6 protein-coding genes and 3 tRNA genes are annotated in these 12,322 nt (G+C 61.1%); 6 read left to right on the top strand and 3 right to left on the bottom strand.

Features of this window, described 5'->3' with window-relative positions; genetic code table 11:
* Positions 1-7: 7 nt before the first annotated feature.
* The 6 genes from J0X19_RS02300 (at position 8) to J0X19_RS02275 (ending at position 11,387) form a co-directional block, all read left to right on the top strand.
* Complete coding sequence (locus J0X19_RS02300) at positions 8-2,095, top strand: alpha-glucuronidase (RefSeq protein WP_206980380.1); 2,088 nt, start codon at positions 8-10, stop codon at positions 2,093-2,095.
* 64 nt (positions 2,096-2,159) lie between these two features.
* Entirely contained in the window at positions 2,160-3,452 is a 1,293-nt protein-coding gene (locus tag J0X19_RS02295; protein WP_206980378.1) for a glycosyl hydrolase family 8, read from the top strand.
* Positions 3,453-3,468: 16 nt separating this feature from the next.
* Positions 3,469-5,043, top strand: a complete 1,575-nt coding sequence (locus tag J0X19_RS02290; RefSeq protein WP_206980376.1) for a glycoside hydrolase family 43 protein — start codon at positions 3,469-3,471, stop codon at positions 5,041-5,043.
* Between the two features lie 154 nt (positions 5,044-5,197).
* A complete protein-coding gene (locus J0X19_RS02285) occupies positions 5,198-6,547 on the top strand; it encodes a family 43 glycosylhydrolase (protein ID WP_206980374.1) in 1,350 nt (449 codons plus the stop codon).
* Between the two features lie 132 nt (positions 6,548-6,679).
* Positions 6,680-9,343 carry a glycoside hydrolase family 3 C-terminal domain-containing protein gene (locus J0X19_RS02280; protein ID WP_206980372.1) on the top strand — a complete coding sequence of 888 codons (2,664 nt, stop codon included), beginning with the start codon at positions 6,680-6,682 and terminating at the stop codon, positions 9,341-9,343.
* A 109-nt stretch (positions 9,344-9,452) separates the two neighbouring features.
* Positions 9,453-11,387, top strand: a complete 1,935-nt coding sequence (locus tag J0X19_RS02275) for an alpha/beta hydrolase-fold protein (protein WP_206980370.1) — start codon at positions 9,453-9,455, stop codon at positions 11,385-11,387.
* A gap of 489 nt (positions 11,388-11,876) precedes the next feature.
* Here J0X19_RS02275 and J0X19_RS02270 read toward each other — a convergent pair.
* From J0X19_RS02270 to J0X19_RS02260, 3 genes are all read right to left on the bottom strand, one after another.
* Positions 11,877-11,950 (bottom strand) — tRNA-Arg (locus J0X19_RS02270).
* 41 nt (positions 11,951-11,991) lie between these two features.
* Positions 11,992-12,065, bottom strand: a tRNA-Pro gene (locus J0X19_RS02265).
* A gap of 79 nt (positions 12,066-12,144) precedes the next feature.
* Positions 12,145-12,232 (bottom strand) — tRNA-Ser (locus tag J0X19_RS02260).
* Positions 12,233-12,322 lie beyond the last annotated feature (90 nt).

Genomic DNA, 12,322 nt, shown 5'->3' with positions numbered 1-12,322 from the left:
CCCACCCATGAAGCAACTTCTCATCCCGATATTTTTCCTGAGCACAAGTTTGGGGCTGCGCGCCGAAGACGGCCACCAGCTCTGGTTGCGGCCGCACGCCGCGGTGCCGGTTACGGTGGTGGCGCCTGCCAAAAATTCGGTTCTGCTCGCTACGGCCAAGCAGGAATTGCAGCAGGGCTGGCAGGGCACCGCCGGGGCCACCGTTACGCTGACGCTCAAAAAGAACAAGGCCATCAAGTACGACGGGTTTCAACTGAGTGCACAAGGAGTGCAAGCATCTACTGAGCGAGGCATCTTGTACGGAGTGTTCGAGCTGTTGCGGCGCCAGCAAACCGGCCAACCGACAACCAATGAAGTTTCCAATCCCTCGTACGAGCTTCGCTTGCTCAACCACTGGGACAATCCCGATGGGTCGGTGGAGCGCGGATACGCCGGCAAATCCATCTTCTGGCGCAAAGACAGCGCCTTGGTGGTGACCAGCCGCGACAAGCAGCTGTGGCAGGAATATGCCCGGGCTAATGCGTCTATCGGCATCAACAGCAGCGTGCTCAACAACGTGAATGCCTCACCGATGATACTCTCCACTGAGTACCTGGGCCGGGTGAAAGCCATTGCCGACGTGCTGCGGCCTTATGGGGTAAAGACCTACCTCTCGGTGAAGTTTTCCTCGCCGGTGCTGCTGGGTGGCCTCAAAACCGCCGACCCACTGGACCCGGCCGTGGTGAAATGGTGGCGCGGCAAGGTGCAGGAAATCTACCGGCAGGTGCCGGACTTTGGCGGCTTTTTGGTGAAAGCCAGCAGCGAAGGGCAGCCCGGCCCGCAGGACTACGGCCGCACCCACGCCGACGGGGCCAATATGCTGGCCGATGCCCTTAAGCCCTACGGCGGCCTGGTGATGTGGCGCGCCTTCGTGTACAGCCCCAACGATAAGGACCGCGCCAAGCAAGCCTACAACGAGTTTGTGCCGCTCGACGGCAAATTCCGCAACAACGTCATCATTCAGGTGAAAAACGGGCCGGTTGACTTTCAGCCCCGGGAGCCGTTTAGCCCGCTGTTTGGGGCGCTGAAAAAGACGGCCGTCATGCCTGAGTTTCAGATAACCCAGGAGTACCTCGGGCACAACATCGACCTGGCGTATCTGGCGCCGATGTGGGAAGAGTGCCTGCAAAGTGACACCTACCAGGCCGGCCCTGGCAGCACCGTGGCCCGCTGCACCAACGGCAGCGTGTACCGCCAGGCGCACTCGGCCATGGCCGGCGTCTCCAACGTGGGCCTCGATACCAACTGGACCGGCCACGACTTTGCGCAAGCCAACTGGTACGCCTTCGGGCGGCTGGCCTGGAACAGCAGCGCCAAAAGCGCCCAGCTGGCCGATGAGTGGCTGAAATTGACTTTCCAGAACGCCGCCGGTGGCGCCACGCAACCAGCCGCCGCAGCCGATTGGAACGCCAAGTTTCTGGCCCCGGTAACGCAATTGATGCTGGCCAGCCGCGAGGCTATTGTTGATTACTCCATGCCCTTAGGCTTGCACCACATTATGTCGGCCACGCACGACCACTACGGCCCCGGCCCGTGGTGGGCACCGCCCAAAATGCGCGCCGACTGGACCCCGCCTTACTACCACCAAGCCGCGGCCAACGGTGTAGGCTTCGACCGCACAAAAACGGGCAGCGACGCCGTGAGCCAGTACAACGAGCCGCTGGCTTCGCAGCTCAACAACCCCGCCACCTGCCCCGACGAGTACCTCCTGTGGTTTCATCACCTGCCCTGGACTTTCCAGATGAAAAGCGGCCGCACCCTCTGGGACGAGCTGGCTTTGCACTACGACCAGGGCGTGCAGCAAGTGCGGCAGTTTCAGCGCACCTGGGACCAGGCCCGGCCCTACGTGGACGCCGAGCGGTTTGGGGCCGTGCAAAACAAGCTGCGCACCCAAAGCGGCAACGCGGTGCTCTGGAAAGACGCCTGCCTGCTGTACTTCCAGCAGTTCAGCCACCTGCCCATTCCGGCCGCCGTGGAGCCGCCCATGCACACGCTGGAGGCCATCATTACATACGACACGCCGCCGCGGCCGCCGCGTGCACCCCGGCAGCCTTAGGTGCTTTTGCTTACCTGGGCGGCCATTCAAGGCTGCTTGCTTTATCGTTTTTCACCTTGCATGTATGCGTAAGTCCTTTCTCCGCGTGTTCCTATTCTCGGCAGCACTTGGGCTAACCGCCACCGCATTGCCTAGCTATGGCCAGCGCCCTAGTCCCTCGAAGAAGCCAACAAGCACCGCGGCTTTTTACACCAACAAGTACCCCAACCTGCTGCGGGAAGCCGGCTACCGCCAGGCCGACATCGACCGGAAAGTAGCCCAGGCGTACCACGACGTGTTTGAGGGCCCCAGCAAGGTGTACTTCGCGGTAGGCGACTCGATGGCCTACGTGTCGGATGTGAAAAACGAGGATGCCCGCACCGAAGGCATGTCCTACGGCATGATGGTGGCCGTGCAGCTCAACAAAAAGGAGGTGTTTGACCGGCTGTGGCGCTGGTCGAAGAAGTACTTGCAGCACCAAAGCGGCCCGCTGGAAGGCTATTTCGCCTGGAGCATCAACACGGCCACCATGAAGCGCAACTCGGAAGGGCCGGCCTCGGATGGCGAGCTGTACTTCGTGACCAGCCTGCTGTTTGCCTCGAACCGCTGGGGCAACACCGCCGGCATCAACTACTACCAGGAAGCGCGCCGCATTCTGGATGCCTCCTGGAAAAAAGACGGTACCGGCGGCGTGCATAACCTTTTCAACACCCAGCACAAGCAGATAAGCTTCGTGCCGACCGGCGACATGTACACCTGGACCGACCCTTCGTACCACGTGCCGGCGTTTCTGGAGGTGTGGGCCGAGTACGCCAAGGACGGGCACGAGCAGTTCTACCGCGCCTGCGCCGATACCTCGCGCGTGTTTCTGCGCCGCGCCTGCGCCGCCCCCACCGGCCTCAACTACGACTACACCGAGTTCAGCGGCCAGCCCCACGCCACCCGCTGGGCGCCCGCCGCGTTTCGCTACGACTCCTGGCGCGTGCCCATGAACCTGGCCATGGACTACGTGTGGTTCGGCAAGGACCGGGCCTGGCAGCAGCAGTACGCCCAGCGCTTCCAGGGCTTTCTGCGCAGCAAAGGCCTGAATACCTTCGAAGACCAGTTCAACGTGGATGGCTCACGGCCCGACTTTATTCTGCCGGCCGGCAAGGTGAAGAAGCTGCGCCACTCGCTGGGCTTGGTGGCTACGTCGGCGGCGGCCTCGCTCATGCGCCCGGCCCCGCCGCAGCTGGATTTCGTGCACGCCCTCTGGAATGCCAAGCTGGCGCCCTACGACGACGGTTATTTCGACCCGTACTATGACGGCCTGCTGTACCTGTTTAGCTTGATGCACCTGAGCGGCAAGTACCAGGCCATCAAGCCCCAAACCCACTAAGCGCCAAGGCTATCCTATGAAAACGTATTTATTGCTGCTGCTAACCGGGCTGAGTGTGTTGGGGCTGCGGCCGGCAGCTCGGGCCCAGGCCCGCAACCCCGTAGTGCATGCCGATGTGCCCGACCTGTCCATGATTCGGGTGGGCAAAACCTACTACATGAGCAGCACCACCATGCACATGAGCCCCGGCGTGCCCATCATGAAATCGACGGATTTGGTGAACTGGCAGCTGGTAAGCTACGCCTACGACACCCTGGCCAGCAACGACGCCATGACGCTTGCCAACGGCAAAAGCACCTACGGGCGCGGCTCCTGGGCCAGCAGCTTGCGCTACCACCAGGGCACGTACTACGTCAGCACGTTTGCCCAAACTACCGGCAAAACTCACGTCTACTCCACCAAGAACATCGAGAAAGGCCCTTGGAAAGCGGTGTCCTTCCGGCCGAGCCTGCACGACCACTCGTTGTTTTTCGACGACGATGGCCGGGTGTACATGCTGTACGGGGCGGGCAAAATCCAGCTGGTGGAACTCACGGCCGACGTGTCGGGCCTGAAGCCCGGTACCGCGCCGCAAACCATCATCGAAAATGCCAGCGCCCCCGCCGGCCCGCCCAGCGCCATCAACCTGGTGGCCGAAGGCTCGCAGTTGTTCAAGGTGAAGGGCAAATATTACCTGTTCAACATCACCTGGCCCAAGGGCGGCATGCGCACCGTGGTGGTGCACCGCGCCGACAAAATAACCGGCCCCTACGAAGGCCGGGTGGCCCTGCAAGACCTGGGCGTGGCTCAGGGCGGCCTCATCGACACGCCCGACGGCCAGTGGTACGCCTACCTGTTCCGCGACTATGGCGCGGTGGGCCGCATTCCGTACCTGGTGCCGGTGCAGTGGGCCGACGGCTGGCCGGTGCTGGGCAGCCCGGCGGGTAAGGTACCCGAAACGCTGCCCCTGCCCGCCAACAAAAGCCTGATTCCAAGCCTGGTGGCGTCCGACGAGTTTACGCGCCGCAAGGGCGAGCCGGCCCTGCCGCTGGTGTGGCAGTGGAACCACAACCCCGACAACAAGCTGTGGTCGGTGAGTGAGCGTCCCGGCTACCTGCGCCTCACCACCGGCCGGGTCGATACGTCGTTTCTGCTGGCCCGCAACACCCTCACGCAGCGCACCATCGGGCCGGTGTGCGCCGGTACCACGGCCCTGGACGTGTCGCATTTGAAAACGGGTGATTTTGCCGGGCTTGGAGTATTGCAGCGGCGCTACGGGCTGGTGGGCGTGCAGGCCACCGCGGGCGGCAAAGCCATTGTGATGGTCAGCGCCGAATCGGAGAAACCGGTGGAATTGCAGCGCCTGCCCCTGGCGCAGGACAAGGTGTACTTTAAAATCGAGTGCAACTTCCAGGACCGCAAGGACGTGGCCACCTTCTTCTATAGCCTCGATGGCAACACCTGGCAGCCCGTAGGCAAGCCCCTCAAAATGGCCTATACCCTGCCACACTTCATGGGCTACCGGTTTAGCCTGTTCAACTACGCCACCCAAACCGCGGGCGGCTACGCCGATTTCGACTACTTCCGCATCACCGACAAGCCAACTAAGTAGCTTTTCAACGAGGCGCCTCCCCCCCGGCCCCTCTCCGAAAAGGAGAGGGGAGCCAGTCGACAAATAGTGCCCACAGCTATTCGTCTCCCCCTCTCCCCTAGGAGAGGGGGCCGGGGGGTGAGGCCCCACCAGCACGAATACCATTGCCCATCCTATGATACAGAACCTGAAACCCTGGCTACCAGCAGCACTTCTCCTCGTTGGCCTTGCGCCCGCTCACGCCCAAAACCCCTTCATTACTAATCAGTTCACCGCCGACCCCACGGCCCGCGTGTTCAACAACCGGGTGTACGTGTACCCCTCGCACGATATTCCGGCTGCCCCAGGGCGCGGGCGGGCCGGCTGGTTTGTGATGGAAGACTATCACGTTTTCTCCTCCGCCAACCTCACCGACTGGACCGACCACGGCGTCATCGTCACCCAAAACAAGGTGCCCTGGGTGAAGCCCAACAGCTACAGCATGTGGGCGCCCGACTGCGTTGAGCGCAACGGCAAGTACTACTTCTACTTCCCCACCACCCCCAAAGACACAACCGTTAGCAAGGGCTTCACCATCGGGGTGGCCGTGGCCGACAAACCCACCGGTCCGTTTGTGCCGCAACCACTGCCCATCAAGGGCGTACGCGGCATCGACCCCAACGTGCTCCTCGACAAAGACGGGCAGGCTTACCTCTATTGGTCGCAGGGCAACATCTACGGGGCCAAGCTGAAAAGCAACCTGCTGGAGCTAGCCGAAGAGCCCAAAACCCTCGGCGAGCTGCCTACCAAAGGCCTGAAGGAAGGCCCGTACGTGTTTGAGCGCAAGGGCATTTATTACCTCACGTATCCGCACGTCGAGAACAAGACCGAGCGCCTCGAATACGCCACCAGCACCAGCCCGCTCGGGCCGTTTACCGTGAAGGGCGTGATTATGGACGAGTCGCCGACCGGCTGCTGGACCAACCACCACTCCCTGCTGCAACTCAACAACCAGTGGTACCTATTCTACCACCACAACGATTTGTCGCCGAAGTTCGACAAGAACCGCTCCGTCCGAATCGACAGCTTATCGTTTGCCGCCGACGGGTCCATCAACAAAGTGAAACCTACCCTGCGCGGCGTGGGCCTGACCGATGCCCGGCAGAAAATCCAGCTGGACCGCTACAGCCACCTGAGCAAGCAGGGCGCGGCCATTGCCTTCCTGGACACGGCCAACACGTTCCAGGGCTGGAAAACCGTTTTCACAAGCGGCGCGGGTTGGGTGCAATACAACGGGGTAGCTTTCGGGAAGCAAAAGCCGAAATCCGTTACGCTCCGCGGAACATCTACTGCGGGGGCCACGGTGCAAATTCGGCTCGATAACGCTACGGGGCCAGTGGTGGCGGAAGTTGCCGTGCCGAAAGGCTCCGCCTGGCAGGACGTGAAAGCCCCGGTTCTGGCCTTCAAACCCGGCACGCACGCGCTGTATGTCATGCCAAAGTCTTCTGCGGCGGCCGTAGAAGTGGACTGGGTGCGCTTCGAATAACGATGTAGCGGCGGGGCTTGTCCCCGCCCGGACGCTGGCGCCGTCCCAACGATTCCGTTCAACGACGGGCAGGGGCAAGCCCTGCCCCTACATCGCTCAGATGTAATTACAACTTCACTTTGCCAATATATTATGAAGCTTGCTACTGCTTTACTAGGTCTGCTCTTACTTACCAGCGGGGCGCAGCCGGCGGCCACCACCTCGGCTCCGGTTGCAGAATTCCCCTTCCAGAATCCCGACCTGCCCATCGACCAGCGGGTCAATGACTTGGTGGGCCGCCTGACTTTGCCCGAGAAGGTGTCGCAGATGCTCAACGCCTCCCCGGCCATCGACCGGCTGGGTATTCCGGCCTACAACTGGTGGAACGAGGCCCTGCACGGCGTGGCCCGCACCAGCCTGAAAACCACGGTGTTTCCGCAGGCCATCGGCATGGCCGCCACCTTCAACACCGACGCCATGCTGCAAATGGCCACCATCACCTCCGACGAGGCGCGGGCGGTGCACCAGGAGTTTGTGCGGCGCGGCGAGCGGGGCATCTACCAGGGCCTCACGTTCTGGACGCCCAACATCAACATCTTCCGTGACCCGCGCTGGGGCCGCGGCCAGGAAACCTACGGCGAAGACCCCTACCTGACCGGCCAGTTGGGCGCGGCGCTGGTAAAAGGCTTCCAGGGCGACGACCCGAAATACCTGAAAATCACGGCCTGCGCCAAGCACTTCGCCGTGCACAGCGGCCCCGAGTCGTCGCGCCACGAGTTCAACGCCCAAATCAGCGACTACGACCTCTGGGACACCTACTTACCCGCTTTTCGCGACCTGATTGTGGATGCTAAAGTGGCCGGGGTGATGTGCGCCTACAACGCCTACGCCGGCCAGCCCTGCTGTGGTAGTGACAAGCTGATGAACGAGATTCTCTACGACAAGTGGAAGTTCAAAGGCTACGTCACCTCCGACTGCGACGGCATCAACGACTTCTGGCAGCACCACAAAACCGACCCCGACGCCGCCACCGCCGCCGCCAACGCCGTGCTGCACGGCACCGATATCGAGTGCGCCACTGGCAAGCTCTTCACCTATAACTCACTGCTGGAATCGGTGCAGAAAAAGCTGATTACCGAGCAGCAGCTTGATGTATCGGTGAAGCGGCTGTATAAAATCCGCTTCCAGCTGGGCATGTTCGACCCGGTGGAGCGCGTGAAATACGCCCGGATTCCGCTGAGCGTGGTGGAAAGCGCCCCGCATAAAGCCCACGCCCTACGCATGGCCCGCGAGTCGGTGGTGCTGCTCAAAAACGAGAAGAACACCTTGCCGCTGCGCAAAAACCTGAAGAAGATTGTGGTGCTCGGCCCCAACGCCGACAACGAAAGCGTGCAGCTCGGCAACTACAACGGCTTCCCCACCGACATCGTGACGCCGCTCGAAGGCATCCGGGCCAAGGTGGGCCAAGGCACCGAGGTGGTGTACATGCAGGGCGTGGACTACGCCAGCAACACTGTGTACGAGCCACTCGATATCAACAAGCAGCTGGCCTACAATGGCAAGCCGGGCTTCCAGGCCGAATATTTCAAGGGCACCAACCTGGAGGGCGCGCCCGTAGTTACCCGCCAGGAAGAGGGGCTGGACCGCTACCTGGCCAACGTGAAAATGGAGGTGGCCCCCGGCCTGCCCGCCGAGAACTTCTCGGCCCGCTACCAGGCCACGTTCACGCCCACCAAAACCGAAGAGCTGGCCCTGCAAATCAACGGCGACGACGGCTACCGGCTGTTTGTCGACGACAAGCTGGTGCTGGACGCCTGGGCCGGGCGCGGCTTCTCCACCAAGCAGCACGTGCTGAACGTAACGGCGGGCCAGCCGCTAAAGCTGCGCCTGGAATACCTGCAAACCGACCGCCGCACCATCCTCAAATTCACCGGCGCGAAAGTGGTGCCCATGAACGCCGCCAACATCTTGGCCAAGGTGAAGGACGCCGACGCCATTGTGTTTGTGGGCGGCATTTCGCCCAAGCTGGAAGGCGAGGAAATGAACGTGAAAGTGCCCGGCTTCAGCGGCGGCGACCGGACCACCATTGGTCTGCCCCAGGTGCAAACCGAGTTGCTGAAGGTGCTGCACAGCTCCGGCAAGCCGGTGGTCTTTACCATGATGTCGGGCAGCGCGCTAGCTACTCCGTGGGAAGCCGCCAACCTACCGGCCCTGCTCACCACCTGGTACGGCGGCCAATCGGCCGGCACCGCCCTGGCCGACGTGCTCTTTGGCGACTACAACCCCGCCGGCCGCCTGCCCGTGACGTTCTACAAGTCGGAAACCCAGCTGCCCGCCTTCGACGACTACAGCATGGCCGGCCGCACCTACCGCTACTTCACCGGCGAGCCGCTGTATCCGTTCGGCCACGGCCTGAGCTACACCACCTTCCAGTACAGCAACGCCAAGGTGCTGTCGAAACCCGTTACCGGGCAGCCCATCAGCGTGAGCGTGCAGGTGCAGAACACCGGCCAGCGCCCCGGCGACGAAGTGGTGCAGCTGTATGTGCGCCACCCCGGCGCCTCGGGCCGCGTGGCGCAGCACGCCCTGGAAGGCTTCCGACGCGTAAATCTGAAAGCCGGTGAGAAGAAAACGGTGACGTTCACCCTGACGCCACGGCAACTCTCGCGCCTCGATGCGCAAGCCCGCCGCGTAGAGCAAGCCGGCAAAGTGCAGGTGTTTGTGGGCGGCGGCCAGCCCCTGGCGGCGGCGGTGAAAGCCGGCCGCGTGCAGCAAACCGACCTTGTGCTGACCGGCGCCACCAAAACGATTGACTAGCCTTGTGTGTGCGCTGATGTGCTGACACTTAGACGGTCATGCTGAGCGCAGTCGAAGCATGACCGTTCTTTTCTACTTCAACGATTACAAACCCACCCATTCTCGACTTATGAGAAAAATATTCCCTTTGCTGACCAGCCTCGTGCTGCTGGCCACTGCTACTTTGCAGGCCCAGCCCACGGTGAAGGAAGCTCCCAAAGGATTCGACCAGCCCAAAGCGGGCATTGCCACCGGCCGGCTCGACAGCATCAGCTACCCCTCCGCCACCGTGGGCACAACCCGGAAGGCGCTGGTATACACCCCGCCGGGCTACTCTAAAGGCAAAAAGTACCCGGTGCTGTACTTGCTGCACGGCATTGGCGGCGACGAAAAAGAGTGGCTGAAGGGCGGCCGGCCGCAAGTAATTCTGGATAACCTCTACGCCGAGGGCAAACTCAAACCCATGCTGGTGGTGATGCCCAACGGCCGGGCCCTGAAAGACGACCGGGCGGTGGGCAACATCTACAGCCCCGAGAAAGTGGCCGGCTTTGCCAACTTCGAAAAAGACTTGCTGACCGACCTGATTCCCTTCATCGAGAAGAAATACAAGGTGCTGAAAGACCGGGACAACCGGGCCATTGCGGGCCTCTCGATGGGCGGCGGCCAGTCGTTGAACTTCGGGCTGGGCAACCTGGACAAGTTTGCCTGGGTGGGCGGGTTTTCCTCGGCGCCCAACACCAAAAAGCCTGAAGAGCTGGTGCCCGACCCCGCCAAAGCCACCAGGCAGCTCAAGCTACTCTGGATTTCGTGCGGCGACGCCGACGGCCTGCTCTCCGTCAGTCAGCGCACCCACGATTACCTGTACCAGCAGGGCGTACCGCACATCTACTACCTCGAAGCGGGCGGCCACGACTTCAAGGTCTGGAAGAATGGGCTGTATATGTTCTCGCAGTTCCTGTTCAAGCCCGTCAATACAGCCTCGTTCCCGACGTACACCGTGCTCGGCACGCCGGCCACTACCAACGTGCGCAACGCCAAATACCCCCAGATTCTGCCCGACAACCGGGTGGTGTTCCGCCTGAAAGCCCCCGCCGCCCAGCAAGTACAGGTGGACCTGGGCCGCAAATACGACCTGCAGAAAGACAGCAGCGGCACCTGGACCGTCACGACGGATACCATTAGCCGGGGCATCCACTACTACTCCCTGCTCCTCGACGGGCTGCCCGTGGCCGACCCCGCCAGCGACACCTTCTACGGCATGGGCCGCATGGCCAGCGGTATCGAAATCCCCAACCGCAACGGTGGCTTTTACGCCATGAAGAACGTACCTCACGGCGACATCCGGCTGAAGCGCTACTACTCCAACGTCACCAACACCTGGCGGCAGGCCTACATCTACGCGCCGCCCGGCTACGACGCCGCCAACTCCACCGAGAAGTACCCGGTGCTGTACCTGCTGCACGGCGGCGGCGAAGACGAAAGCGGCTGGGCCAAGCAAGGCAAAACCGATTTGATACTGGATAATCTGCTGGCTGAAAAGAAGATAAAACCCATGCTGGTGGTGATGCTGGACGGCAACATGGGCGGCCCCGGCGGTATAGCCGGCTTCTCGGAGAATACCTTGCAAACCTTCGAGCGGGAGCTAAAGCAAACGGTTATTCCATTCGTGGAAAGCAATTTTCGGGTGGCCCCCGGTGCCAACAACCGCGCGTTGGCGGGCCTCTCGATGGGCGGGCTGCAAACGCTGTATGCCGGCGTCCGCAACACCGATATGTTTTCGTCTTTGGGGGTGTTCAGCTCAGGCTTTTTCGCCAACAACGCCAAGCTGTCGGACCCGCAGTATAGCTACATGCAGCAGAACGCCGGTACCATCAACCAGAACCTGAAACACCTATGGCTATCCATGGGCGGGCCGGAAGACATTGCCCACGCCAACAACAAAATCATGCGCGCCAAATTCGACGAGTTGGGCATCAAGTACGCCTACAGCGAATACCCCGGCGGCCACACCTGGCCCGTATGGCGGCACGACCTGTATCTGTTTGCGCCGCTGTTGTTCCGGTAATGAGGTAGCGCGTGTCCATAAGAAGCTGTTTCCTTACGCCCGCAACTGCTCTGCTATGTCCGTAAGCTCACCAGTGGTAATTGATGCGGAACAGCTGGCAGTGCTCGATAATGCCGCCGCAGTAGATGCCTGGCTTCCGGTCGGCTGGCCAGGTAGTATTCCGCTTGAAAGCTGAAGCCTATAGTTGCCGAGATGTTGACAAGATGACCAGCCAACCACTCCGCACGGTGGCCTGAGTGCTGAACAGGATGCGTAACCAACTGCAACAGATGCTGCGGCCGCTGCTGGAGATGTGAGACTAACGCAAAAGGCCCGCTCTTATCAGACGGATAAGGGTAGGCCTTTATCATTCCTGGGCAAGCTGGCCGCCACTCTGGGGTGGCAAATCCAAGTAAAAAAACAGCCCGCAGAGAAGAGCAAGCAACTAGTTGTTAGCCCCGAACATAAAAAAACCACTTAGCAATTACGCTAAGTGGTTGATTCTGAGAGTGGCCCCGATGTGATTCGAACACATGACCGGCTGCTTAGAAGGCAGCTGCTCTATCCAGCTGAGCTACGGGGTCTGAAGCCATGGGCTCCGGCCCGGCGGCTGGGGTTACTTATGTCGGGGTGGCAAGATTCGAACTTGCGGCCTCCTGCTCCCAAAGCAGGCGCGATACCGGGCTACGCTACACCCCGAAAAAATAAATTTCAAATGTTGAAGGCTAGGTGATGGTCAGGTAACCTTCAACACTTGAAATTCAACAGACTGAAAAAGTAGAGAGAGGGGGATTCGAACCCCCGGTAACCTTTAGAGCTACGGCAGTTTAGCAAACTACTGGTTTAAGCCACTCACCCATCTCTCTTTTTCTGCTCCCTTCCGGCTGAAGAGTGTGCAAATATACAAGTCAATTCTACATACAACCGCTTTTTAGTAAAAATTTATTGGTTGGCGG

The sequence above is a fragment of the Hymenobacter telluris genome (assembly GCF_017313265.1).
In the GTDB taxonomy this organism is placed as follows: domain Bacteria; phylum Bacteroidota; class Bacteroidia; order Cytophagales; family Hymenobacteraceae; genus Hymenobacter; species Hymenobacter telluris.
This window is presented reverse-complemented; position numbering and strand designations above follow the sequence as displayed.